This is a genomic window from Arthrobacter sp. Y3221048 (assembly GCF_059092685.1).
In genome coordinates this window covers 437,448-461,101 of sequence record NZ_JBNHHX010000004.1, presented here as the reverse complement: position 1 = coordinate 461,101, position 23,654 = coordinate 437,448, and the positions used below count along the sequence as shown (strand labels likewise).

Genomic DNA, 23,654 nt, shown 5'->3' with positions numbered 1-23,654 from the left:
GGCAGGCCCGCACTGCTGCAGTTCCGGGGCGCCGCCGACCTACCCGGCGGCGCCCCGAACCGCGGACAGGGTCCTCGACCGGACAGAAAGTGACATGATGACCTCCCCAGATCAGCCCGCGCTCACGGTGCATGGCCTCGGCCTGCAGATCGGCGGCGCCCGCATCCTCGAGGATGTCGGATTCTCCGTCGCGACCGGAGAAATGGTCGGCGTGATCGGACCGAACGGTGCCGGCAAGACCACCTTGTTCAACCTCATCTCCGGAGTCCTGAAGCCGACGGCCGGTTCCATCACGCTCGACGGCAAGGACGTCACGTCGGCCTCGATCCACAGCCGCGCCCGCGCCGGCTTGGGCCGGACATTCCAGACGTCCAGCCTGTTCCCGCGGCTCAGCGTGCTGGAAAACGTCCGGCTCGCGGCCCAGGCAGCCCTCGGCGGAAGCGTCACGGTGTTCCGGTTCCCCTCGCGGACGGACTCCGCGACCGCCGCCGCGAAGCAGAACGTCGCCGAGGTCGGGCTGGAGGACAAGCTGAACACCGCCGCCGGAGACCTCGCCCACGGCGACAAGCGCAAGGTGGAGATCGCCATGCTCCTGGCCGGCAACCCCTCGGTCATCCTGCTCGACGAGCCGATGGCCGGGGTGGCCTCCGGCGACGTGCCGGGGCTGAGCGCGATCATCCGCCGGATGCACCGCGACCGCGGCTGCACCGTGATGATGGTCGAGCACCACATGGAAGTGGTCCTCGGACTGGTGGACCGCGTGGCGGTCATGCACCACGGCAAGCTGCTGGCCATCGACACCCCGGACGCGGTGATGGCCAATCCAACCGTCCAGAGCGCCTACCTGGGAGAACCCGTATGAGCCAGCAACCGGAACGCGGCGCGGCCGCGCCCACCGCGACGACCACGGCCACCTCGCCGGCCGCGGCACGGCCGGCCGGCCACGCCCGCCCGGTGCTGGAGGTCGCGGGACTCAGCGCACACATCGCCGGCCAGCAGGTGGTGGAGAACGTCAGCTTCTCCGTTCCGGCCACCGGCATCACCGCCCTGCTGGGCCGCAACGGTGTCGGCAAGACCAGCACCATCAAGGCCATCATCGGCCTGATCTCCCGCAGCGGCAGCGTGATGCTGGACGGTACGCGGATCGACAAGGAAGCGACCTACAAGATCATCCGCCGCGGCGTGGGCTACGTACCGGAGGACCGGGAAGTCTTCTCCAAGCTGACCGTGGCGGAGAACCTGCGGCTGGCCGAACGGGACGCCTCCCCGCGCCGGCAGCTGGTGGAGGAACTCTTTCCCGACCTGCTCAAGCGCGCCTCGCAGATGGCCGGGACGCTCTCCGGCGGGCAGCAGCAGATGGTCTCGCTGGCGCGTGCGCTGCTGAATGAGAACAAGCTGCTGCTGATCGACGAGCCGACCAAGGGCCTGGCTCCCAAGATCGTGCAGGAAGTCTCCGAGACGCTGGAGCGGGCCGCCGAAACGGTGCCGATCCTGCTGGTGGAGCAGAACCTGCAGGTGGTCCGCCAGTTGGCCGCCGGCGCGGTGGTGCTGTCCGGCGGGAGGGTGGTCCACACAACCGACAGCGCGCTGGATTTCCTGGACAACGAAGACCTGACCCAGCGGCTGCTGGGCGTCCACGCCGAAGGCGGGCACGGCGACGAGGTCGCCCCCGCCGCCGGCGGACACCGCGGCGATGCCGACGGCGGCGCCCGGCACGGCCGGGACGCGGCCCCCGCCGCCGCCTCCCGCGCCGAGACCGGCACCGACCCGAACGGGGTGCACAAGTGAGTACCATCGTCCTGCTGACCGTCACCGGCCTGGGTTTGGGCGCGCTCTACTTCCTGGTGGCCTCCGGGCTGAGCCTGATCTACGGGCTGATGGGCGTGCTGAACTTCGCGCACGGCTCCTTCCTGACGCTGGGCGCGTTCGCCGGCTGGGAAGTGGCCCGCCGCGCCGGCGCCGACAACTGGTGGACCTTCCTCGGCTCCCTCCTGGTGGGCGCCGTCGTGGGGGCCCTGTTCGCCGCCTTCACCGAGTTCGTGCTGATCCGCAAGCTGTACGAGCGGCACATCGAACAGGTCCTGGTCACCGTCGGCCTCTCGCTGGCGTCGGTCGCGCTGTTCGACGGGATCTGGGGCACCGACCCGGTCTATATCTCCGGACCCGAATGGTTCAGCCAGACCACCAGAATCCTCGGCGCCGACATCGCGAACGACCGCTTCGTGGCCATCATCGCGGCGGTGTTCGTGCTGCTGGGCCTGGTGTTCTTCCTCAAGCGCACCCGCTACGGCATGATCATCCGCGCCGGCGTGGAAAGCCGCTCCATGGTCACCGCGCTGGGCATCGACGTCCGCAAGGCGTTCACGCTGGTCTTCGCCATCGGCGGCGCCGCGGCCGGCCTGGGCGGGGTGCTGGCCAGCCACTACTTCGGCTACGTCTCGCCGCTGCTGGGCGGGTCGCTGCTGATTTTCGCCTTCATCGTCACCGTGATCGGCGGCCTGGGGTCGCTCACCGGCGCGGCCATCGCGTCAGTGGTGGTGGCGCTGCTGCAGCAGTTCGCGAACTTCTACCTCAACGGCACCGGGGATTTTGTCGTCGTCGTGGCCCTGGCCCTTGTCCTGCTCTTCCGGCCCTCCGGCCTGCTCGGGAGGAAATCATGACCACCAGCAAGACCGACCCGCAGTCGGACGCGCAGCCGAATCCGGGCCCCGCAACTGCCGGGCACACCGAGACCCCGGGCGCCACCGGCGCTAGGACGCTGCGGCGCGGGCAGAACGGCAAGGACGACGGCGGCGCTGCCGCCGGCGGAGTCCGCGGGCTGCTCAAATGGGCCGCCGGGGGAGCGGCCGTGGTACTGCTGGCCCTGCTGCCGCTGCTGAACCTCTCCCTGCCCGGCGTGCTGCCCGGGCCCACCTACACCCCGGGGTCGCTGCAGCTGATCGCCATGTGCATGCTGATGGCCGCCGCGGCGCTCAGCTACCACCTGCTGCTCGGCGTCACAGGCCTGCTGTCCTTCGGCCACGCGCTGTACTTCGGCGCCGGGGTCTACGGCCTCGGCGTCATCCTGGACACGTTCGACCTCCCGCTGTTGCCGGCCATGGGCCTGACGCTGCTGCTGGTCATCGTGCTGGCCCACGTGGTCGGTGCGGTCGGCCTGCGCGTGACGGGCATCCCGTTCGCCATGGTCACCCTGGCCTTCGCGGAGGCCGGCCACCTGCTGGTGGGCCGCAACCCTGGCCAGGCCACCGGCGGTGAAGAGGGCCTGACCCTGGCCACGGAGAACCTGCCCGAGGCCCTGCTGGGCGTGGCCAACACCCGCAACCTGTACTGGCTGGCGCTGATCGTGCTGCTGGTGGTCTTCGCCGTCGTCAGCTGGGTGCAGTTCAGCCGGGCCGGCCATGTGGCCGCGGCGGTCCGGGAGAACGAGCTGCGCGTGCGGGTCATCGGGCTGCAGCCCTATCTGGTCAAGCTGCTGGTGTTCGTGGTCGGCGGCGTGCTGGCTTCGGCGGTGGGCATGGTCTACCTGTTGCTGCAGTCCGGTGCCGTCCCGCGCAGCCTCTCGGCCGACTTCACCATCACCCTGCTGGTCATGGTGGTGCTCGGCGGCGTGGGCTCGCGCTGGGGAGCGGTCATCGGCGGCGTCTTCTACACGCTGCTGGACCAGCGGCTGACCGCGCTGGCGCAGTCGGAGGCCATTGCCAACCTGCCGGACATCCTGCGGATCCCGCTCTCGGAGCCGCTGTTCATCCTCGGTACACTGTTCATCCTGGTGGTCCTGTTCCTGCCCGGCGGCATCACCGGCGCGGTGCAGAGGGCCACCCTCAGCCGCGGCCAGCGCCGCCAGGCAGCCGCCCGGCAGCGCGAAATCCTGGAGAAAGCCGAGTGAACCTGCACCCCCATCCGCCAGCCGGCGGTCTCCATACCCTCGGCCGCTGGACCGCCGACCGTGCGGTGTCCACCCCCGACCGGGTGGCGATTGACGACCGTGGGGTCAGCCTGCGCTACCGCGACCTCGATGCCCGGGCCGTCGCCCTCGCCGCGAAGCTGCGCGCCGCGGGCTACGGCGTGGGGGACCGGATCGCCACCCTGACCGGCAACTCCGCGGACCACGTGGTGCTGTTCTTCGCCTGCGCCAAGGCCGGCCTCGTGCTGGTCCCGCTGTCCTGGCGGCTGTCTCCAGGGGAGATCGCCGAGCAGCTGCAGCTGGCCGACCCGGCGCTGCTGCTGGTGGAGGATGAATTCGATGCGCTGGCCGCGGCGGCCGCCACGATGCTCCCGCTGCCGCCGCGCACGGCGGCGTTGGGGCCCTCGGGAGTGGAGCGGCACGTGCCCTGCCCTACCCGGCGGCTGGCCAGCGCCGTTGCACCCGTGCAGCGGGAAGTGCGCGACGACGATGCCCTGCTGATGATTTTCACCTCCGGTACCGAGGGGCCGAGCAAGGCGGCCATCCTGACCCACGCCAATTGCTTCTGGACCAACCTCTCGCTGTCGCGGACCATGGAGCTCTCCAGTTCCGACGTGGTGCTGGCCGCATTGCCGCAGTTCCATGTGGGCGGCTGGAACATCCAGCCGCTGCTGGGCTGGTGGACCGGCGCCACGGTGGTGCTGGAGCGAACGTTCGACGCGGGCCGGATGCTGCAGCTGATCGCCGAGCGCAGGGTCACCACCATGATGGGCGTCCCCACCCAGTACGCCATGCTGGCCGAGCACCCCGGTTTCGCGTCCGCCGACCTGTCCAGCCTGCAGCACGCCATCGTGGGCGGGGCGTCCATGCCCGCGCCGCTGCTGCGGATCTGGCACAAGCGGGGGGTGGCCCTGAGCCAGGGCTACGGCCTGACCGAAGCCTCGCCCAACGTGCTCTGCCTGCCCAACGAAGACGCGGCCTCCATGATCGGCTACGCGGGCAAGCCCTACCCGCACGTCAGCGTGGCCGTGGCGGACCCGGTCACCGGCCAGATCCTCGACGGCGCGGCCACCGGTGAGCTGCTGGTCTCGGGACCGGGCGTGTTCGCCGGCTACTTCCGGAACCCGGAGGCCACCGCGGCGGCGCTCGCCGGCGGCTGGCTGCGCACCGGCGACCTGGTGGAACGCACGGCGGACGGCTTTTTCCGCATCGTGGACCGGATCAAGGACCTCTACATCTCCGGCGGCGAGAACGTGGCCCCGGCCCAGGTGGAGCAGGTCCTGCTCTCGCACCCGGCAGTGGCCGAGGCCGCCGTCGTCGGGGTTCCCGACGAACGCTGGGGCGAGACCGGGCTGGCCTACGTGGTGGTCCGGCCGGGCCGGATCACCGATGCCGAGGAGCTGGCCGAACACTGCAGGGCGCAGCTGGCCGCCTTCAAGGTCCCCGGCCGTTTCGCCTTTGTTCCCGCGCTGCCGCGCACGGCATTGAACAAGGTGGTCCGGGGGAGGCTGCGGGAGGCCGCCGGCCGCCCCGGCCGCCACCCGCTGACTGCAGGATCGGAGCAGGAATCATGAGCGCTGCACCACGCACCGCCCGGGGTACCCGGACGCGGGCCAAGCTGCTGGAGGCGGCGGAAGCGGTGTTTGCGTCGGTGGGCTACCACGACGCCTCGATCGTCAAGATCACCGAGCAGGCCGACGTCGGGCTGGGCACCTTCTACCTCTACTTCCAGGGCAAGCAGGCCATCTTCGACGAGGTCGTCGAGGACCTCAACCGGCGGGTGCGCCATGCGATGACCGAGGCGGCCAAGTCGGCGGAGAACCGGCTGGAGGCCGAGCGGGCCGGGTTCAAGGCGTTCTTCCGCTTCACCGCCGAACACCCCGCGCTCTATCGGATCATCCGGCAGGCGGAGTTCGTGTCGCCCGGCGCCCTGCGGATGCACTACACGCGCATCGTCAACGGCTACATTGAGGGACTGAAGGCGGCGCAGGCCACCGGCGAGGTCCGTCCGATGGACCCGGACGTCGCGGCGTGGGCGCTGATGGGCATCGGCGAACTGATCGGCATGCGCTGGGTGCTCTGGGAGGACGACGCCGGTGCGCAGCCGGTCCCGCGGGAAGTGCCCGACCACGTATTCGAAGAAATGATGCAGTTCATTGAGCGGGCGCTGGCGCCCGGACAGCAGACGACGGAAGGACCCACCCATGGCTGACAAGACTCTGACGGGCCGCAGCGCCATGGTGACCGGCGGGGCCAGCGGCATCGGCGAGGCCTGCGCGCGGGCCCTGGCCGACCGCGGCGCGAAGGTCACCGTCGCCGACCTGGACGGCGCGTCCGCCGAACGGGTGGCGCAGGAGATCGGCGGCGTCCCGTGGCAGGTGGACCTCAGCGACACCCGGGCGCTGGAAACGGCCGCGGTGGACACCGACATCCTGGTCAACAATGCCGGGATCCAGCGGATCAACCCGATCGAGGAGTTCGATCCGGAGGCCTTCCGGCTGATGCTCCGGTTGATGCTCGAATCCCCGTTCCTGCTGATCCGCGCGGCGCTGCCGGGCATGTACCAGCGCGGTTTCGGCCGGATCATCAACGTCTCCTCGGTGCACGGGCTGCGGGCCTCCGCTTACAAATCCGCGTACGTCTCCGCCAAACACGGCCTGGAAGGCCTCTCGAAGGTCACCGCGCTGGAGGGCGGCGCGCACGGCGTGACCAGCAACTGCATCAATCCCGGTTACGTCAAGACGCCGCTGGTCGAGAAGCAGATTGCAGACCAGGCCCGGATGCACCAACTGCCGGCGGAAGAAGTGGTCGCCAAGGTGATGCTCACCGAGAGCGCCGTCAAGCGCCTGGTCGAGCCGCACGAAGTGGCCTCGCTGGTGTGCTGGCTCGCCGGCCCCGACGCCGGCATGGTCACCGGCGCGTCCTACACGATGGACGGCGGATGGTCCAGCCGATGAGCGCCGAACCGGCGGCCCTGCCTTACGCCGCACTGGACGTCCCCGTCCGCGGCGGCAGCCTGCGCACCGGCGTGTGGGGACCCCGGGACGCGCAGGCACCGGCCATCCTGGCCGTGCACGGGGTGACGGCCTCGCACCGCACGTGGGGCCTGCTGGCGCAGGAGCTCGACGGCGTGCGGGTGATCGCCCCGGACCTGCGCGGACGCGGGCGCAGCAATGGGCTGCCCGGCCCGTTCGGGATGGCCGCGCATGCCGACGACCTCGCGGAGGTGCTCGCGGCGCACGGCGTGGGCCGCGCCGTCGTCGTCGGCCATTCCATGGGGGCCTTCGCCTCCGTGGTGCTGGCCCGGCGCCACCCGCGGTTGGTGGAGTCCCTGGTGCTCGTGGACGGCGGGCTGCCGCTGCAGGTGCCGGCCGGGCTCAGCGACGAGGAGGTCATCCAGTCGGTGCTGGGCCCGGCGGCCGAACGGCTGGCCGCGACGTTCCCCAGCCGGGAAGCCTATCGGGACTTCTGGCGGGTGCACCCGGCCTTCGCCGAGCATTGGAACGCGCTGGTGGAGGACTACGTGGACTACGACCTCGCCGGCGAGCCGCCGCTGTTGCGGCCGGCGACGAATTACGAGGCGATGGCTCGCGACACCGCCGACCTGAACAGCGGCGCCGTCCTGATGGACGCGCTGGAATCACTCGATGTCCCGGCGGTGCTGATGCGGGCCCCGCGCGGACTGCTGAACGAAGACGCGGGCCTCTACACCCCCGGATACGTGGACGGCTGGGCGCGGCGGCTGCCCGCCCTGCGGGTCCGCGAGGTGGCCGAAACCAACCACTACACCATCGTCATGGACCGCCCCGGAGCGGCGGCGGTGGCGGAGGCCGTCCGCGACGCCCTGGCCGGCCGGGCGGCCAACCAAGCGGCCGGACAGGCTGCCAACCAAGCGGCCGGACAGGTGAAACGACACACCGGCGGAGCTGCAGGATAAACTCAAGACTGCGTGCCTATAGTCGAAAGGCTGAGGTTTCTTCCCCCAAGCACAAGCCCTCGTCCTCGGCCTGAGGCACAAAGTAGTCATGATTCGATTCGATAACGTCACCAAGATCTACGACCAGAACTCTCGTCCGGCCCTGGACAAGATCAGTCTGGAAATCGACCGCGGCGACTTCGCGTTCTTGGTCGGCTCGTCCGGGTCCGGGAAATCCACGTTCATCCGCCTGGTCCTGAAAGAAGACCGCGCCACCCGTGGCTCGGTCTACGTCGCCGGCCAGAATGTAGCCAACATTCCCAGCTGGCGCGTGCCCAAGCTGCGCCGCGGCATCGGCGTCGTGTTCCAGGATTTCCGGCTGCTGCCCAACAAGACTGTCTTCGCCAACGTGGCGTTCGCCATGCAGGTGATCGGACGCAGCCGGGCGGTCATCCGCGAGACGGTGCCCGAGGTGCTCAAGACCGTGGGCCTGGAAGGCAAAGACCACCGCATGCCGCACGAGCTTTCCGGCGGCGAGCAGCAGCGCGTCGCCATCGCACGCGCCGTCGTGAACAAGCCCGGGATCCTGCTGGCCGACGAACCCACCGGCAACCTGGATCCGACCACCTCGTTGGGGATCATGAAGGTGCTGGACCGGATCAACCAGAACGGCACCACCGTGGTGATGGCCACGCACGACAACGTGATCGTGAACGAAATGCGCAAGCGCGTGATCGAGCTGCGCGACGGCGTCCTGGTCCGCGACCAGTCCGAAGGCATCTACCTGGGCGAACCGGAGGAGGCCAAATGAGACTGGCTTTTATCCTCGGCGAAATCGGTTCCGGCCTGCGCCGCAACCTGTCCATGGTGGTCTCCGTGGTGCTGGTGACCTTCATTTCGCTCAGCTTCGTGGGCGCGGCCGGCATGCTGCAGATGCAGATCAACCAGATGAAGGGCTACTGGTACGACAAGGTCCAGGTGGCCATCTTCCTGTGCGTTGACACCTCGACGACGGCAAGCTGCGCGGCCGGCCCCGTGACCGACGAGCAGCGTGCGGAAATCGAGGCCACGCTGACCAGTCCGGCCGTGGAACAGTACGTGGACACCTACCTGTACGAGTCGCAGGACGATGCGCTGGGCCACTTCCGCGACCAGTTCGCGAACTCCCCGATCGTGGACTCGGTGACGGCCGACCAGCTGCCGGAGTCCTTCCGCGTCTCGCTGGTGGATCCGCAGAAGTACGAGGTCATCAACGAGATCTTCTCCTCGCTGCCCGGCGTCGAAGTAGTGGTGGACCAGCGCGAGATCCTGGAAAAGGTCTTCAGCGTCATGAACATCGCCTCGCTCGTGGCGGTGGGCATCGCCGTCGTGATGATCGTCTGCGCCATCCTGCTGATCGCCACCACCATCAGGCTTTCCGCCTTCAGCCGTCGCCGGGAAACCGGCATCATGCGGCTGGTCGGCGCCTCCAAGGCCGTGATCCAGCTGCCCTTTGTGCTGGAAGGGGTGATCGCCGCCGTGCTCGGGGCACTGCTGGCCTCGGTCACCCTGTGGGCCGTGGCGCACTTCTTCATCGGCGACTGGCTGGCCAGCCAGTACCCCGACACGGCCTTCATTTCCTCCAGCACCATGCTGGTGATCGGTCCCGCGCTGGTGCTGCTGGGCGCCGTCCTGGCCGGAATATCGTCCCTTTTGACCCTGCGCCGCTACCTTAAGGTCTAGACTCATGACACGTGCACAGAACTTGACATTGGGGAGCCAGGCTGTGAGCCGTACTAAGCCGCGGAAGAGATGTCTTCCGCAAGGGATTTTGAGCGCCGCCATGGCCGCCCTGCTCGCGTTCTCGCTGGGCTCCGCCGGCCCCGCCCAGGCAGACGACCTCGACGACCGCAAGGCCGCCCTCGACCAGGAAATCCAGCAGATCGAATCGTCGCTGGAGTTCCTCAACGCCGACATCATCGAGGCGGTCAAGGAACTGAAGCAGCACCAGAGCCGGCTGCCGGCGGCCCAGCAGAAGCTCGCCGAGGCAGAGGGCCGGGTGGACGCCGCCGCCAACAAGGTCGCCGCACTGGCCCAGCGCGTGGACCTTGCGCTGCAAACCAAGGACAAGATCAACCAGCAACTGGCCAGCGACGCCGCGGAGCTGAAAGAAACCAAGAAGGTCATCGGCCAGATCGCCACCCAGGCCTACAAGCAGGGCGGGGTGCCGTCCAACCTGTCGCTGTTCTTCGGTTCCGACGGCGACGCCGGCCTGGCCAGCACCATCGACTTGGCGGACCAGGCGCTGCGCAGCCAAAACGCGGCACTGGACAAGCTGGCCCAGCAGAACGCCACGAATGTGAACTCCCAGGCGCGGCTGGAAGCCGTGGAGGAGGAGATCCGGGACCTGAAGGCGCAAGCCGAGGAGGCGCTGGCGGCCGAGCAGGTCGCCCGCGACGAGGCGGCCGCCGAAAAGCAGAAGGTTGACCAACTGATCGCCGAGACCTCGGCGCTTTCGGACAGCCTGCAGGCCAAGAAGCCGCAGATCGAGCAGGAGCTGGCCAAGACCGAGCAGGCCCAGAACCAGGTGCTCTCGCAGATCAAGGAGCGGCAGGAACGGCTCCGCCGCGAGGCGGCGGAGAAGGCCAGGCGCGAGGCCGAGGAGCGGCGCAAGGCCCAGGAAGCCTGGGAGCGGGAACAGGCGCGGATCAAGGCAGCACAGCAGGCGGCGCGCAACAGCGGCCAGCCGGTGCCGCAGCTGGTCCCGAGGGTGCCGCCGCCCCCTCCGGCCAGCCAGGCGCCGTCGTCCTTTGGATTGATCTCCCCGGTGAACGGGCCGATCACCTCCGGCTACGGCTGGCGGCCCACTCCGGCGGGCACGATGGACTTCTACGGCACCGGAGGCTACATGCACAGCGGGATCGACTACGGTTCCGCCTGCGGCACGCCGGTCTACGCGCCGGCCGCCGGCACGGTGGCGCGCGCGGACAGCACGGTCTGGGGCGGCGGCAACAGCGTGACGATGAGCCACGGCGTGGTCGGCGGCAACGCGCTGGACACGAACTTCTACCACATGACCCGTTATGTGGTGTACGCCGGCCAGAGCGTCGGCCGGGGCCAGTTGATCGGCTACGTGGGCAGTACCGGCAACTCCACCGGTTGCCACCTGCACTTCGAAACCATCGTCAACGGCAGCTTCGTCAATCCGATGAACCTGCTCTAGGCGTCCGCCGCGGCACTTGGCGCGCTGCGGCGCACCCAAATGCCGCGGCGCCGCTATAATGGAACGTTCCGACGACGAAGGAGTACCCCGTGCCCAGAGAAAGTGGCCGAAAGGTAGTGGCCACCAATCGAAAGGCCCGGCACGACTACCACATCATGGATACCTACGAGGCTGGCATGGCCTTGATGGGCACCGAGGTGAAGTCTCTGCGCGAGGGCCGTGCGTCGCTGGTGGACGGCTTCGCCATCTTCTACAACGATGAGTTGTACCTGGAATCCGTGTACATCCCGGAATACCTCAACGGGAGCTGGACCAACCATGCCGCCCGCCGCCGGCGGAAGCTGCTGCTGCACCGGGCCGAGCTGGAGAAGATCGCCCGGCAGACCCGGGAATCGGGCTACACCATCGTGCCGCTGCAGCTGTACTTCAACGACGGCCTGGCCAAGGTGGAGATCGGCGTCGGCCGTGGCAAAAAGGACTACGACAAGCGCCAGACGCTGCGCGAGAAGCAGGACAACCGCGAGGCCCTGCGCGCCATGCGCGAAAAGAACCGCGGGGCCTGAGGCACTGCCGCTACACCGCTGTCCCACCCCATGCGGCGCAGGGGAAACCCGGTGCGTGGCATCAGTCCGCCGTCAGGGACCGGCGCACCAAATTCAGCCACCCCGGTAGGCCGCCGCTGGCCAGCGCCTTCCGCTGGCGCTGCGCACCGTTTCCCTCCAGCCGCAGCCGTGCGGCCTGCTCGCGGACCCAGCCGCGGTCCCCGTGTTGCTCCAACGCCTCATCGATGTGGCGCAGCAACAGCTCGAGGACATCGAACGCGGGCCAGAGGGTGGCCGAATCCAGATGCACCAGTTTCTCCGACAACCCGAACCGGGCCGCCTGCCAGAGCGCCACGTCCAGATGTTCCGGATAGAAGTTGGTGACGGGGCGACCGGCGACGACGGCGGCCTGCTCGGTGGCGACCAGCGCCCGGACCAGCCCGGCCAGCAGCACGCTGTCGGCCGCTGTGAGCTGGCTGTCGGCGGCCCGGATCTCGATGGTGGGGTAGTGGTCTGCCAGTCTGGCCAGCCAGGAGAGGTGCCCGGGATCGGGTACCACCCCGGAGGCGTACAGCTGCCGCACGCGGACGCCGTAGTCGTGCAGGTCCGCGAAGAACGGCGGGCAGCCCTGGACCTGCCAGCGGCGGTACAGGATGGTGCGCCAGCTGGCGAAGCCACTGTCCGCATGCCGCCAATACGGTGAGTTGGCGGCGACGGCGGTGAGCAGCGGGAGCCAGGGCCGCAGCCGGTTAAGGACCTGCAGCCGCACCTCCGGATCCGCCACTTCCACGTGGATGTGCATACCCGTCACGTACTGGTCGGCGATGAGGGCCGGGGCGCGCTCGGCAATGCTGCGGTACCTGGGGGTGTCGGTCACGGATGCCGGGCGCAGGTCGGCGTCGAAAATCACGCCGATGCCGGCCGCGGCCGACCCTGTTGCGGCGGCGCTGCGGGCCAGCTCGTGGCGGAAGTCCAGCAGGGCTTCTGCGGCCTCGGACAGCTGGCGGCACACCGGGGTCGAGGTTTCCACCTGGCAGTCGAGCAACTCGTAGCTGACCCATTCCGGGGCGGCTCCCAGGCGCAGGTTGGCCCGCACCGCCGGGCCGGTCGTCACCGGAAAGGCAGTGCGGGGGTCCATCAAGAGGAATTCTTCTTCGATGCCGAACGTTGCCGGGGTGAGCGCCGGCGTCGGTGGCGTGCCTTGGGCTCGGCCCACAACCATGGTTCGAGGGTAAATCCCGCGACCGCACGCTGGCTACGCCGGAGCGGCAGGAATACATCGGTGCCGGCATGGGTTACACTGGATGGTCCGGACAGGTAACTGCCCGGCACCAATGGTTATTTTGATAACTACATACGGGGATGACAGGTTTCGACGATGTTAGTCGCGCCAGGGGAAGCGGGCCGAGGATGCAGAGTTATCTCGGAAACGCTCTCTGCAAACCAATAAGTGCCGAATCTAAGCGCACTGACTTCGCTCTCGCTGCCTAAGTAGCATTGCAAGTCCGTCAGCCCGGGGTCGCTCTCGCCCCGGATGCTGGCGTCATTAAGAGGGCCACTGCTGAATACCTTCGCCGTTGGGGTATTCGGGACATTTAGACGGCTGGGCCCGGGTCAACCACCTGTTTGCGGGATGGTTGGGGCCAAGAAAACCCGAAGCAAACTGCGCCCGGAGAAGTCCTGGCAACACAACATCGGACGGGGGTTCAATTCCCCCCATCTCCACTGATTTGGCCCCGGTTCTCCGGGGCTTTTTCTTTGCCCGTTGACACGGGGCCGGTTTTCGTTGACACGGAGAAAGGGGCAGGAAAGGCATACTGCATCATCTGCTGCTCCTCCATGAAGGCCGGGTCGATGATGAGAGCCCAGGCTGCGAGGGCCTGGCTTGGTATTGCACCGCGCTCTGGCCCTGGTTCGGTATGCGCCCCGGGCAAAAGGTCTCGAATCACCGGGGAACCGTTCCCGATGCTCCGGTGGTCCCGGACGATCCATCGTCCACGAGCTGCCGGAAGTTTTTGGCGGCCGCAGCAACCGGTCTTTCCAAGGGGCCTTGTCCCAGCCACCGGCTCCAGATCAGGCCGAACGCCATGGCGACTGCAATATGGATGATGAACCACAGGACGGGTTCCTCGTAGTGCACCTTGAGGCTGAGCGCGAGCAGGTGCGCGGAGTAGAGGGTTAGGGTCATCGACCCCATCGCGGCGAGGGGTGTCAGCCAGCGTGCACCCGCCAGCTCGACCAGGAGGAACACACCAGTCACCATCAGGCCGATGCCGAGGCTGCTGGCGATCGCCAGCGGCGTGTTGGTGTGCGGTGTCGCAATGGCTAGCCACCACGAGGACGAATCCGGAATGGTCCCGAATCCCCACACGATCTCATGGTCCAGTTCTTCCCCCGACATCCCGCTGGCAGCCACCAACTGCTGAAAGCCTCCCATTGCATACAGCAGGAGTGCCGAGGCCACATTGGCCAGGATCGCCAGCCCGGCGCCGATCCCGGCGAGATAGCCTTGCACCTTGGGCTTTCGCAGATCCAGTCGTCCGATTCCCAGCCCGGTCAGGATGTAGCACATGTACATCAGTGCCGGATATGAGCCGGTCAGCAGTAGATCCGAGGCCACACCGGCCGGCTCGAAGAAAAGATGCTCCACCGAGGGGTTGAACGTCGACGATGTCGGAAGCATTGGATCCAGCTTCTGCAGCAGGATCGGTGAGACGATGCCGAAGGCCGCTGCACTGATGAACAATATTTTGGGCCGCAGATGGAGGAACGGAATGGCCAGCAGGAAGAACACGGAATAGTAGAGCAAAATGCCGTAGGCCGGGGGGTCCTCCTGCGGCATGAAAGCCCCGATCACCAGGGCTATGACTCCGATCAGGAGGGCCCGCACGAACAGTCCCAGGCGGTTCCCCACCATCCTTCGCCCCGGGTGCGGTTTGTGCCCGCCGGTGGACAGGGCCAGGCCCACTCCGGCCAGGAGGGCGAACAGCGCAGCGGAGTCGCCGGAGAACAGAAGCCACGACAGTGTCGGCTCGTGGGTTTCCTCGTCCGCCGCTGGCAAGATGTGAATGGCGATGAGCCCGATGAGGGCCAGGCCGCGGGCCGCGTCGACGCCGATCAGCCGCCGCCTGTTCTGCATCAACTTAGCGTCTGCAGGACCAACGTAGCGTCCCTGCCTGTCCGGAATAGAGCCCATCTTCGTCCTTCTCTCTTTCGGTGTGTCCACCGCGGGGTGCTCGTGTCTTCCGCTCTTCGCAAAACGGTCGCAGATGGCCTCGAACAGCTGTTCCAGGCGTTCCCCCGGCTGCCGGCGAACACCTCGGTCGCCGCGCAAGGACGAGGAAACCACCGTCCCGGTTCACCGGCCTGTCGGGAGACGTCGGGGACACGGGCTGCGGTGGCCGGCCTCTTAGAACCTCTTCGTCATTCGTTTCTCGTTCACTTCCTCGTGGGGTGGAGTGCGGCACCCTTCAGCGAGGCGCGCCTCCTGCGGGGTCCTACGGATCCAGTCCACCGTGGCGGGAGAGAAACACTCTGGCCCCGACCACCGGGATCCAGCCCCCGACCATCGGCACGACAGTGGCCTCGGTGCCGTTCACCGCTACCACCTCGGCCTCGACACGGGGCTCGAAGCAACCAGGCCGCCGGGGGCCGGGGACGGTTTCCCAGCCGGAGATAGCCACCACGTCCCCGACGATGACGTCGAGCCCCCGGATGATGGCGTGCCGCCCTTGGGAGGAGACGACGGTGCCGTGGGCGGCCGGGGCGGCCAGACCGTGGCCGGCCGGCGCGACAAGGCCGTGGGCGACCCGGGCGGCTAGATCGGCGGCGGCGTGGTCCTCGTGGATGCGACGCTCCGGCAGCAGGGAGCCGATACTGAACGCGGCCATCAGACGGCCCACCCGTCAGGATGGGGGGAGATTGAGGCCGCAGACTGGGCAGTGGCGTCGTCGATGTCCCGGCGCAGGAATCCCTCGATCTCGGCGCGCGCGGCGTTGACGCCCGCCGGAGGCAGACCGACGGCTAGGCCGCCGACGTTGCCCTGGGTGCGGGAGTCGGCGGCAGCGAGTCTTTCTCCGGCACCGACGATTGCGATAGTGGACATGCTCTGCGCTCCTTCTATGAGGGGTCTCACTGAGAGCCCGCATGCGGTCCTGGCTGTCACATTCGTGCGCACCGGTGCGCAGGGTGAAGGTCATTACTCGGGTGACCCACACAGTCCGAGTGGACGAGGCCGGCAGGTCCTGAACGGGACCCGCATCATCAGAATGGCAAAGGCACTTTGCGCTGGCGTTGCGTAATTCTCACAATGCTCTCAAGGATGACCGCGATGTAAGCAGTCATGGATCTGCCGCCCTGCTGGTCACGCTGATGTCTTATGGACACGCGCGAAGAGCCGGCCATGATCCCGCCTCAAGGCGGTGTTCACGGTGACGCTCTGGCGCATACGTCCGTGACGAGGGGCGCCAGACAGTGCTGATAGCGGACTCGCTCACGTGACGTGATGGCCGAGCACTACGCGTCCATCGAGGTGCTGAGCTTCTTCTCCGGACGCCGAGGAGCCCATGGGCCTCGGCCTAGGGGGCCGGATCGTCGAGGAGGTTGTGCTGGCTCAGGAACGCACGGAGCGGGGCAAGAGCAACTCGAAGCGCGCTCCACGGCCCACGCCTGCGCTGTTGGCCTGAAGTCTCCCGCCATGGGCCTCCACCAGTGCCCTGCTGATCGACAGACCCAGGCCCGATCCGGGACCGGATTCCCTCCCGGCACGGGCTCGATAGAACCGGTCGAAGACATGGGGCAGATGTTCAGGCGGAATCCCGTCCCCGGTGTCCGTCACGGCGATCGTTACCGCGTCCTGGGCGTAGTCGGTGTGCACCGTAATCCTCCCTTTAGCAGGGGTGTGGCGCAGTGCATTAACCAGCAAGTTACCCAGCACCTGGCCGATCCGCTCCCGGTCCATAAGCACTGGCCCTGTGTCCGGTCCGGACGTAGTGATGCTGAGCGTGATGTCCTTAGCCGCGGCTTCGTGCTGTACCGAGGCGACTGCCTCGGCGACCACCTCCGCCGGATACTGCGGAACCAATTGGAGATGGACGAGACCTTCTTCGGCCTGGGCCAGCAGTCGGATGTCCCCGGCCAATCGTTCGAGCCGGCCAGTTTGTGAGTACAGGATGCGGGTAGTCTCCTCATCCATCTCCAGCACCCCGTCCTCGATCGCCTCCACATGGGCCTTGATGCTGGCGAGCGGGGTGCGCATCTCATGAGCCAGATCGGCCAGCATCTGGCGCCGCGTGGTGTCCACCGCCGAAAGCCGGGCGGCCATGTCACTGAAAGAGGACGCCAGGGTATCGAACTCCGGGCCCAATCCTGGCGATGTGAGCTGGACCTGGTAGTCGCCCGAGGCCACCTGCTCGGCGGCAGAGCTGAACGCCGTCAGTGATCGGCCTATCGTCCGGTACAGGTAGACGCTGAGCCATACAGCGATAAAAAGGGCCGGAAGCCCCCCGACAATCACGGCACTGAGGCTGACCTTGCGGAAGGCGCCCTGCAGGATTTCCTCACCGACACGCGCCGCCTCCCGGGCATGGCCGGACACCGCCAGCTCATGGGAGAACATCGACGGGCCGAACCACAGGACCGTCAGCAGCGTAAGGACCAACCCCACCAGCAGCACCAAGGCCTGCGCCAGCATCAACCTCAGCGTCAGCGGTTGCCAGGAGGTCACAGTAGGCGTTGGTGCCCTCTTCATAGTCCATCTCCCATCCGGTACCCGACCCCGCGGGCCGTATGGATGAACCGGGGGGCGGCGGCGGGATCGCTGAGCTTCTTGCGGATCCGCCCGATGTGAACGTCCACGAGGTGCTCGTCCCCGTTCCACTCTGCGTTCCAGATCATGTCGACCAGCTGCCGACGGCTGAGCACCTGCCCGGGATGCTCCACCAAGGTGGTAAGCAGATCGAACTCGATCCGAGTGAACGGTACCGGTTCCCCGTCCACGTGGACCTGGCGTGCGGCACGGTCCACAACAAGATTCCCGATCGTCACGGTCCGATCGACCGACGTTGGCTCGGCTCTGGGTGCCGAGTCGAGTTGGTACATCCGGCGCAACCTCGCCTGCACCCGGGCCAGTAGTTCACGCTGGCTGAACGGTTTTGTCATATAGTCATCGGCCCCCACCGACAGCCCCATGACCTTATCCACCTCATCATCCCGGGCCGTGAGCATCAATACGTGGCAGTCGGAGAACATACGCACCCGTCGACAGACCTCGATACCGTCCAGCCCCGGTAGTCCCAAATCCAGTACCAGAACATCCGGTGCGAAAGCCCGAACCGCCTCCACCGCCTCCGCCCCGTCATGGCACACCGTCACCTCCAGCCCGAACTTGCGCAGGTACTTTTCCACTACACGGGCCAAAGTGACCTCATCATCGACCACCAGTACGCGGCCTGCTCGAACTACAGACATAAAAGACTCCTTAGCGTGCAGCAGGCCCAATAGCTGCTCAGGCGCAAGAACCGCTCGTTGCCGCTCCGCGTGTACGACCATTGTGCTGGAGAATCGAGGACCAAGACAGCAATGACCGAAACCGACCTGGCGGTGATTGATTTCCGACATTGACTGATACGCGACAGAGCCCATTACCTACACTGATTTAGTCCGGTTTGCCGGGGCTTTTCTTTGCCCGCATGGACCGGCACCTGCCGACGACGGTGAAGCCCGCCTGAGTAAGGTAAGCACGGGATGAACCGGTCCGGCCTGGGATTTCCGGAGCCGGATTGTTCCGCGTGGTGGCTGGTACATGCTTCCTGGCCTCGGCTGTCTCGCGCTATCGAAGGCGTGCGGTGGAGAGCGAGTACCTGTTGGCCGTGTTGTACCCGGTCTTGGATCCGGTGACCCGCACCTTGATCGTGTCGTACCGGTCCGTGGCGGTGAGCCGGTAGGTCTTGCCGGTGGCGGCGCGGATGGCCGTGCCGGAGCGGTACCACTGGTACTTCAGCGTGGTGCCCGCCGTCCAGGTGCCTGGATACGCGGTCAACGTGTAGCCGGGCCGCAGTGTGCCCTTGATTACCGGTGTGGACGTGCGCAGGGTGCCCTTTGCAATCACGGACGTTTTGGCCGAGTTACGGCTGAGGCTGGTGTAGCCGCTCTTGGATCCGGTCACACGGACGGCGATCTGCTTGCCGGCGTCGGCGCCGGTGAGCACATAGGTGCGTCCCGTAGCCCGTGAGATCGCCGTCGTACCGCGATACCACTGGTACCTCAGCGTGGTGCCCGAGGGCCATGTCCCGGCATTGGCGATCAAAATGTGGCCGACCTTCTTCGTGCCGGTAACAGTGGGGGTGGCCCCGGCGAGGGTGCCGTAGGCGATGGTCCCGCTGGGGTCGGAGGCCGTGGCGACCGGTGTGTAGCCCGGGGCGGTGCCGGTGACGCGGACGGTCAGGTATCTGCCGGCGTCGGCCGCGGTCAGGACATACCGGCTGGCGGTGGCCCCACTGATGGCTGCACCGGACCGGTACCACTGGTACGCAAAAGTTGTGCCGGCAGTCCAGTTGCCCGGGACTGCGGTCAATGCGTAGCCGACCTTGCGGGTTCCGCCGATCGCGGGCGGGGAGCTGGCCAGCAATCCCGAGGCGATCTTGGGCGTCGTGGCGGAGGTGTTGCTGCCGGCGGCGTAGCCGTCCTTGGTCACGTGGACCTTCAGGGTGAACGTGTGCCCGGCGTCGGCACCGGTCAGGGTGTACGTGCGGCCGGTGGCCCCGGGGACAAGGTTTCCGCTGCGGTACCACTGGTAGGCGACGCTGACCGGTTCCGGCCCCCAGTCTCCCTCAGTGCCGTACAGGACGTTGCCGACGCGCATGACTCCTGAGATTTTCGGGGGACTATAGGGGACGGGGCTGAAGTCGAGGGACGAGGTGGCGTCGACAAGCCCGGCTCCACATCCTTCGGCACACGTACCGGGAAGCGGGCGGGACTTTCTTTTGAGCTGTTCCTCGATCTGCGCCGACGTCCAATTCGGACGTGCGGCAAGGATCAGGGCCGCCACCCCGGCGACGTGCGGTGCGGCCATCGACGTGCCCTGAAGGTAGGAGTAGCCCTCGGCGCCCGGGGTGGTCGTGCCTTGGTTGTATGTGGAGGCGATACCGTTGCCCGCTCCGGTGCTCCTGTCGCCGCCGGGGGCGGTCACGTCGATCAGGGTCCCGAAGTTCGAATATGGGGCCCGATCGCCTTCGCGCCCGCTTGCGGCCACCGTAATGACGTTCTTGCAGTTCGCCGGGGTGGACAGGGACGCATCCTTGTTCTCGTTGCCGGACGCCACCACGACGGCGGAGCCGGCATTCACGGCGATGTTCACAGCTGACTGGAAGGTGGCGGAGCACAGTCCGGAGCCGCCGAGCGAGAGGTTGATGACGCGGGCCGGGTTGCCATTGAGCGCGAGGTCTGCGACTTTGCCACCTGCCGACCAGATCACGGCGTCGGCGATATCGGACATGTAACCGCCGCACGCTCCGAGCGCGCGGACTGGGAGAATTTTCGCACCGGGGGCGACACCGGCCACGCCCTGACCGTTGCCGGCGACGGCGGCGATGGTGCCGGCGACGTGGGTGCCGTGCCAGGAGGAGTCGGAGGAGTCGTTGTACCCGCAATCACCGGCGCCGTACCAGTCGCCTTCATCCCGGGGGTCCGGGTCCCGGCCGTTGCCATCGCGCGCAGAGGCCGGGTCGGAGATCATGTCGTAGCCGGGCAAGACGTTCGCGTTGAGGTCGCTGTGGTCGGTGATGCCCGTGTCGACGACGGCGACGGTGACGCCATCGCCGCGGCTGACGTCCCAAGCTCCCGGCACGCGCATCCCGGCCTTGTCCTCGAAGAAGCTCCACTGCAGGCCGTAGTGCTCGTCGTTTGGGGCCGCTGCCGGTTGCATGCGCTGATCCGGTTCGGCGAATTCAACGGCCGGGTCCGCCTCAAGCCCGGCGACCAGTTCCCTGGCCTCGGTGTCACTGAGGGCCTTGCCGGTGGTGATGACCCGGGCCCCGGTGGCCGTGGCGCGCAGTTCCTTCACACTGACGCCCAGTTCCTTGGCGGTACGCCCGTAGGCCTTCCCGCGGCTGGCGGAGCTGCTCCCGGCCCTGTCCCTGAACTTCACGACGAACCGGTCGGTTGGCATGTCGCGGGGGGGCAGGTACTTGGACGTGGAACCGGCCAGTTCCGATTCATTGGAGGCCGAGGCCGGCAGTGCGGAGAACGTTGCGCCGAGGACCGCGGCCGCGGTGAACGAGGCCAGTCCGGCGAGGAGGCGGCGGGGCAGGGGCGAAGGCATGGGTGTCATCCTTACGGGCTGGGTCCCGGGAAGTTGGTGCAGGACAGACGGGATGCGACGTTGCGCCCACGAGTAGTGTAACGATTATCCGAGGGTTTGCAGCGCCCCCTGCCAAGGGCTCATTGGTCACCACACGGTCGTGGCGGAGTGTGACGGACTCCCGAAAGCCTGTAAAGACCTCAGTCCGGTTTGGAGGCCAATAGGTGGTTATTCACCCCTTCCGCTTGCAGGCCCCTCCGCTCCCGATGTAACGATTGAGTTGCAACATCCCCAACGATTGGAGCAACACATGTCATCGTTTGCTAAGACCAAGGCCCGGCAGTTGGCCGCTGGAGTTTTCGTGGCAGGCGTGGTGACTGCCGGAGGCGCAGGAGCCGCTTCTGCTGACGAACCACAGGATTCGTTGGTTGCCATCACGGCCGAGGACGTAACCATCGTGCCGGCCCCGGTCGAGGAAGCTGAACCGGTCGTCGAGGACGGTCCCGCGGAGGAAACCCCGGCTGAGGAGCCGGCTGCCCCGGCACCGGTCGAGGACGAAGCCCCGACCCCGGACGAGGGTGAAGAGCCCGTCGAGCCTGTGCCCGGGGAAGACCCGGTAGAGGAACTTCCGGTTGAGGAACCGGCTCCGGTGGAGGAAGAGCCTGCACCGGCACCTGTTGAGGAGCCGGTTGTGGAAGAACCGGCACCCGCTCCGGTTGAGGAACCGACCCACGCCTGGAAGGCCGTCAAGGCCGAGACCGACGCCGCGTGGAAGTCGGCAAAGACCGAGGCTGACGCCGCGTGGAAGTCCGCAAAGGCGGAGGGAAGCGCGGACTGGAAGGCCGTCAAGGCCGAAGGAAAGGCCGACTGGAAGACAGCCAAGGCTGAAGGAAAGGCCGTGTGGAAGGCGGCCAAGGCCGCCGAGAAGGGCACCGGCGAGACCGAGTAAGCCCGCCCGGCTCCGCCATCCGGGGCGGCCTCCCTGCGGGGAGGCCGCCCCTTTGCGTGCCGGAAGGAATGCCGGCCGGGTTCGGCGCCGGTTCCGGTGGCGAAGCGCTTTTTCTTAGCCTCTCGGCCGGCCGATGGCCCGCCGTCAGGGGTCAGTCGCCGGGAAGCGCCACGTCGACGATCCCGATGAACCTGGTGCCGATGCCGTCATACTCGCTGCGGACCCATCCTGCCGGCGCCCCGGGGAGCTCCCCGGGATCATGGTGCCGACAGTAGACAAAGGTGAATTCCGGCCACCATTTCTTCGGCCGGACAGACTCGGTAAGGCCGCATATGGTGCACTGCAGCGCTGTCCAGACAGGCCGCCCGCCGGTGCGGTTGGCGCGCGACTGGGCCAGCCAAGCCGGTGGGTTAGCGTCAATCGCGGCGAGTTCCTCCTCGGTTATGCGCGACGGGATGCCGTGGCGTTTCGCCATCTCCGGTGGAATATCGAGGAACTGGGCTGCTTCACGTCTGGTAATCATCACCTACCACCATGGACCGGGAGCCCAGCTGCAGCAACTTCGTACCGTGCGCCGGCGCCCACCGCACCGGTCCGCGCCGCAGTATCACCGGGTCGCCGTAGTTGCCGGAAGCAGAACATGTTGCAGCCCGTTGACGGCTACCGGACTGCGCGCTCCTTCAGGGCCAAAGCTCATTCCGTTTCCAGAAAGGCCGTACTTGGTTGCGGCTGGAAGGCCTGGGCGGACCCCGCCTGCGCCAGCGTCTGCGTGGCGTGCGCAATGGCGTCTGACATCAAAATGAGGACGTCCTCGTCCACGTTCTCGACCGTGTCGCAACTGGCATGGTAGCACGGGTCATACGCTTCGCCGGACGTACCGCCATACAAGGCAGCTTCCTCCGCTGACTTGATGCCGACGTCGCCTGTGAACAGCCCGCCGACCGGGATGCCCTGTTCCATGAACGCCGCATAGTCGGACCCGCCATCGAACCGCGTGGGCGCGGCAGGCAACCCCTCGGCCGCAAAGTAATCCAAAAAGACGTCCTCGATTTGTGCTGAACCTTCTGGGCCCGCCTCCCCGAACTCCGAGCCGTCGCCGTCGTACACGAAGTTCGCGGCATTGGGCGAGGCGACCATGTCAAAGGTCAGGTTGGCGGCATGGTCGGCGATCTCGGCCGATGAAAGCTGTTCCACGTAGTAGTCGGAGCCCAGCAGACCTTCTTCCTCGCCGCCCCAGAACGCAAACCGCACACGGTTCAGCGGGGTGATTCCCGATTGCGCCAGCCGGACGGCGGCTTCGAGGAGGGCCGCAACGCCGCTGCCATTATCATTGATGCCTGGGCCCTCCATCACCGAGTCAAGGTGGGCACCGACGACGACGGTGCGGTCAGTTCGCCCTCCGGTATCGGCCAGGATGTTAAAAGTTTCCCCGCTGCTGTCGTCGAGGGAATCCTCAAGGGAGAATCTTTGCCGGACAGGATGGTACCCGGCAGCCTTCAGTTGCTCCTCAACGTATGCGGCGGACGCCTCATAGCCGGACGTGCCGGCCGCGCGGTTACCGTCGTTGGCGTCAGCGATCGTCTGCAGGGCCTTCAAATGTGTGATGACGTTCCGGGCGGTGACGGACTCGCGAAGGGCCTTGGTATCGGGGCCGCCGCTGCCCAGATCCAGGGGCGCGGAGCCGGAGCAGGCCGCCAGCAGCACGATGGCGGCAAGTTTCGTCGCGGCCGCGCCTGCTGCCCGGCGGCTATTGGTCCGGCGCGTCATGGTGGATTCCCGTGAGGGGCTTTTCACGCCCACGCGGCGCTTACCGCCAGGGACACCCTGCGGCAAACCACGTGCA

At 67.3% G+C, this 23,654-nt stretch carries 22 protein-coding genes and 1 other RNA gene; 14 read left to right on the top strand and 9 right to left on the bottom strand.

Annotation, left to right across the window (positions count from 1 at the left end):
* Positions 1-97: 97 nt before the first annotated feature.
* The 12 genes from AC5RVS_RS14605 to smpB all read left to right on the top strand — a co-directional run bounded on the left by AC5RVS_RS14605 (position 98) and on the right by smpB (position 11,585).
* Positions 98-862: an ABC transporter ATP-binding protein gene (locus AC5RVS_RS14605; protein WP_494108695.1), complete on the top strand. Its 765-nt coding sequence runs from the start codon at positions 98-100 to the stop codon at positions 860-862.
* Positions 859-1,788 (top strand): ABC transporter ATP-binding protein, encoded by a 930-nt coding sequence (locus AC5RVS_RS14600; RefSeq protein WP_494108667.1) that lies wholly within the window; start codon positions 859-861, stop codon positions 1,786-1,788. Before AC5RVS_RS14605 ends, AC5RVS_RS14600 begins: the two co-directional genes overlap by 4 nt.
* Positions 1,785-2,660, top strand: coding sequence for a branched-chain amino acid ABC transporter permease (locus tag AC5RVS_RS14595; RefSeq protein WP_494000186.1), 876 nt, complete (start codon positions 1,785-1,787; stop codon positions 2,658-2,660). Before AC5RVS_RS14600 ends, AC5RVS_RS14595 begins: the two co-directional genes overlap by 4 nt.
* The gene (locus AC5RVS_RS14590) at positions 2,657-3,886 is read left to right on the top strand and encodes a branched-chain amino acid ABC transporter permease (protein WP_494108666.1); all 1,230 of its coding nucleotides are present in this window, start codon (positions 2,657-2,659) and stop codon (positions 3,884-3,886) included. Before AC5RVS_RS14595 ends, AC5RVS_RS14590 begins: the two co-directional genes overlap by 4 nt.
* A complete protein-coding gene (locus AC5RVS_RS14585; protein ID WP_494108665.1) occupies positions 3,883-5,478 on the top strand; it encodes a class I adenylate-forming enzyme family protein in 1,596 nt (531 codons plus the stop codon). The genes AC5RVS_RS14590 and AC5RVS_RS14585 overlap by 4 nt, the downstream gene beginning before the upstream one ends.
* Complete coding sequence (locus AC5RVS_RS14580) at positions 5,475-6,116, top strand: TetR/AcrR family transcriptional regulator (protein WP_493989190.1); 642 nt, start codon at positions 5,475-5,477, stop codon at positions 6,114-6,116. Before AC5RVS_RS14585 ends, AC5RVS_RS14580 begins: the two co-directional genes overlap by 4 nt.
* Positions 6,109-6,861: a 3-hydroxybutyrate dehydrogenase gene (locus tag AC5RVS_RS14575; protein WP_494108664.1), complete on the top strand. Its 753-nt coding sequence runs from the start codon at positions 6,109-6,111 to the stop codon at positions 6,859-6,861. The genes AC5RVS_RS14580 and AC5RVS_RS14575 overlap by 8 nt, the downstream gene beginning before the upstream one ends.
* Positions 6,858-7,841 carry an alpha/beta fold hydrolase gene (locus tag AC5RVS_RS14570; RefSeq protein ID WP_494108663.1) on the top strand — a complete coding sequence of 328 codons (984 nt, stop codon included), beginning with the start codon at positions 6,858-6,860 and terminating at the stop codon, positions 7,839-7,841. Before AC5RVS_RS14575 ends, AC5RVS_RS14570 begins: the two co-directional genes overlap by 4 nt.
* Before the next feature lie 88 nt (positions 7,842-7,929).
* A complete protein-coding gene (ftsE, locus tag AC5RVS_RS14565) occupies positions 7,930-8,631 on the top strand; it encodes a cell division ATP-binding protein FtsE (protein WP_493979073.1) in 702 nt (233 codons plus the stop codon).
* Positions 8,628-9,542 (top strand): permease-like cell division protein FtsX, encoded by a 915-nt coding sequence (gene ftsX / locus AC5RVS_RS14560; RefSeq protein WP_493989193.1) that lies wholly within the window; start codon positions 8,628-8,630, stop codon positions 9,540-9,542. Before ftsE ends, ftsX begins: the two co-directional genes overlap by 4 nt.
* An 88-nt stretch (positions 9,543-9,630) precedes the next feature.
* Positions 9,631-11,022 (top strand): peptidoglycan DD-metalloendopeptidase family protein, encoded by a 1,392-nt coding sequence (locus AC5RVS_RS14555; protein WP_494108662.1) that lies wholly within the window; start codon positions 9,631-9,633, stop codon positions 11,020-11,022.
* 89 nt (positions 11,023-11,111) lie between these two features.
* Positions 11,112-11,585: an SsrA-binding protein SmpB gene (gene smpB, locus AC5RVS_RS14550; protein ID WP_127511404.1), complete on the top strand. Its 474-nt coding sequence runs from the start codon at positions 11,112-11,114 to the stop codon at positions 11,583-11,585.
* A 61-nt stretch (positions 11,586-11,646) separates the two neighbouring features.
* Here the strand turns inward: smpB and AC5RVS_RS14545 are convergent, their stop codons facing one another.
* Positions 11,647-12,786, bottom strand: coding sequence for a carboxylate-amine ligase (locus AC5RVS_RS14545; RefSeq protein ID WP_494108661.1), 1,140 nt, complete (start codon positions 12,784-12,786; stop codon positions 11,647-11,649).
* Positions 12,787-12,922: 136 nt separating this feature from the next.
* Here AC5RVS_RS14545 and ssrA point away from each other — a divergent pair.
* Positions 12,923-13,292, top strand: a transfer-messenger RNA (tmRNA) gene (gene ssrA / locus AC5RVS_RS14540).
* Positions 13,293-13,509: 217 nt separating this feature from the next.
* On the opposite strand, the gene AC5RVS_RS14535 is transcribed toward ssrA, so the two are convergent.
* The 6 genes from AC5RVS_RS14535 to AC5RVS_RS14510 form a co-directional block, all read right to left on the bottom strand.
* Positions 13,510-14,703 carry a heparan-alpha-glucosaminide N-acetyltransferase domain-containing protein gene (locus AC5RVS_RS14535; RefSeq protein ID WP_494108660.1) on the bottom strand — a complete coding sequence of 398 codons (1,194 nt, stop codon included), beginning with the start codon at positions 14,701-14,703 and terminating at the stop codon, positions 13,510-13,512.
* Positions 14,704-15,061: 358 nt separating this feature from the next.
* Positions 15,062-15,454, bottom strand: coding sequence for a hypothetical protein (locus AC5RVS_RS14530; protein ID WP_494108659.1), 393 nt, complete (start codon positions 15,452-15,454; stop codon positions 15,062-15,064).
* Positions 15,454-15,669, bottom strand: a complete 216-nt coding sequence (locus tag AC5RVS_RS14525) for a hypothetical protein (RefSeq protein ID WP_494108658.1) — start codon at positions 15,667-15,669, stop codon at positions 15,454-15,456. Before AC5RVS_RS14525 ends, AC5RVS_RS14530 begins: the two co-directional genes overlap by 1 nt.
* Before the next feature lie 507 nt (positions 15,670-16,176).
* Complete coding sequence (locus tag AC5RVS_RS14520) at positions 16,177-17,313, bottom strand: sensor histidine kinase (protein ID WP_494108657.1); 1,137 nt, start codon at positions 17,311-17,313, stop codon at positions 16,177-16,179.
* Positions 17,310-18,032: a response regulator gene (locus AC5RVS_RS14515; RefSeq protein WP_494108656.1), complete on the bottom strand. Its 723-nt coding sequence runs from the start codon at positions 18,030-18,032 to the stop codon at positions 17,310-17,312. The genes AC5RVS_RS14520 and AC5RVS_RS14515 overlap by 4 nt, the downstream gene beginning before the upstream one ends.
* A gap of 361 nt (positions 18,033-18,393) precedes the next feature.
* Positions 18,394-20,883 (bottom strand): S8 family serine peptidase, encoded by a 2,490-nt coding sequence (locus AC5RVS_RS14510; protein WP_494108655.1) that lies wholly within the window; start codon positions 20,881-20,883, stop codon positions 18,394-18,396.
* Between the two features lie 289 nt (positions 20,884-21,172).
* On the opposite strand from AC5RVS_RS14510, the gene AC5RVS_RS14505 reads away from it, so the two are divergent.
* Positions 21,173-21,811 carry a hypothetical protein gene (locus AC5RVS_RS14505; RefSeq protein WP_494108654.1) on the top strand — a complete coding sequence of 213 codons (639 nt, stop codon included), beginning with the start codon at positions 21,173-21,175 and terminating at the stop codon, positions 21,809-21,811.
* A gap of 151 nt (positions 21,812-21,962) precedes the next feature.
* Here AC5RVS_RS14505 and AC5RVS_RS14500 read toward each other — a convergent pair whose 3' ends face one another.
* Both AC5RVS_RS14500 and AC5RVS_RS14495 read right to left on the bottom strand, forming a co-directional pair.
* Positions 21,963-22,334 carry a hypothetical protein gene (locus AC5RVS_RS14500; RefSeq protein WP_494108653.1) on the bottom strand — a complete coding sequence of 124 codons (372 nt, stop codon included), beginning with the start codon at positions 22,332-22,334 and terminating at the stop codon, positions 21,963-21,965.
* Positions 22,335-22,504: 170 nt separating this feature from the next.
* Positions 22,505-23,578 (bottom strand): M28 family metallopeptidase, encoded by a 1,074-nt coding sequence (locus AC5RVS_RS14495; protein ID WP_494108652.1) that lies wholly within the window; start codon positions 23,576-23,578, stop codon positions 22,505-22,507.
* Between the last annotated feature and the right edge of the window lie 76 nt (positions 23,579-23,654).

Bases quoted from the DNA above. Each gene is read 5' to 3' on its own strand.
- AC5RVS_RS14605 (WP_494108695.1), top strand. From the start codon at position 98: ATGACCTCCCCAGATCAGCCCGCGCTCACGGTGCATGGCCTCGGCCTG.
- AC5RVS_RS14600 (WP_494108667.1), top strand. From the start codon at position 859: ATGAGCCAGCAACCGGAACGCGGCGCGGCCGCGCCCACCGCGACGACC.
- AC5RVS_RS14590 (WP_494108666.1), top strand. From the start codon at position 2,657: ATGACCACCAGCAAGACCGACCCGCAGTCGGACGCGCAGCCGAATCCG.
- AC5RVS_RS14580 (WP_493989190.1), top strand. From the start codon at position 5,475: ATGAGCGCTGCACCACGCACCGCCCGGGGTACCCGGACGCGGGCCAAG.
- AC5RVS_RS14575 (WP_494108664.1), top strand. From the start codon at position 6,109: ATGGCTGACAAGACTCTGACGGGCCGCAGCGCCATGGTGACCGGCGGG.
- AC5RVS_RS14570 (WP_494108663.1), top strand. From the start codon at position 6,858: ATGAGCGCCGAACCGGCGGCCCTGCCTTACGCCGCACTGGACGTCCCC.
- ftsE (WP_493979073.1), top strand. From the start codon at position 7,930: ATGATTCGATTCGATAACGTCACCAAGATCTACGACCAGAACTCTCGT.
- ftsX (WP_493989193.1), top strand. From the start codon at position 8,628: ATGAGACTGGCTTTTATCCTCGGCGAAATCGGTTCCGGCCTGCGCCGC.
- AC5RVS_RS14545 (WP_494108661.1), bottom strand. From the start codon at position 12,786: ATGGTTGTGGGCCGAGCCCAAGGCACGCCACCGACGCCGGCGCTCACC.
- AC5RVS_RS14535 (WP_494108660.1), bottom strand. From the start codon at position 14,703: ATGCAGAACAGGCGGCGGCTGATCGGCGTCGACGCGGCCCGCGGCCTG.
- AC5RVS_RS14530 (WP_494108659.1), bottom strand. From the start codon at position 15,454: ATGGCCGCGTTCAGTATCGGCTCCCTGCTGCCGGAGCGTCGCATCCAC.
- AC5RVS_RS14525 (WP_494108658.1), bottom strand. From the start codon at position 15,669: ATGTCCACTATCGCAATCGTCGGTGCCGGAGAAAGACTCGCTGCCGCC.
- AC5RVS_RS14520 (WP_494108657.1), bottom strand. From the start codon at position 17,313: ATGAAGAGGGCACCAACGCCTACTGTGACCTCCTGGCAACCGCTGACG.
- AC5RVS_RS14515 (WP_494108656.1), bottom strand. From the start codon at position 18,032: ATGTCTGTAGTTCGAGCAGGCCGCGTACTGGTGGTCGATGATGAGGTC.
- AC5RVS_RS14510 (WP_494108655.1), bottom strand. From the start codon at position 20,883: ATGCCTTCGCCCCTGCCCCGCCGCCTCCTCGCCGGACTGGCCTCGTTC.
- AC5RVS_RS14505 (WP_494108654.1), top strand. From the start codon at position 21,173: ATGTCATCGTTTGCTAAGACCAAGGCCCGGCAGTTGGCCGCTGGAGTT.
- AC5RVS_RS14500 (WP_494108653.1), bottom strand. From the start codon at position 22,334: ATGATTACCAGACGTGAAGCAGCCCAGTTCCTCGATATTCCACCGGAG.
- AC5RVS_RS14495 (WP_494108652.1), bottom strand. From the start codon at position 23,578: ATGACGCGCCGGACCAATAGCCGCCGGGCAGCAGGCGCGGCCGCGACG.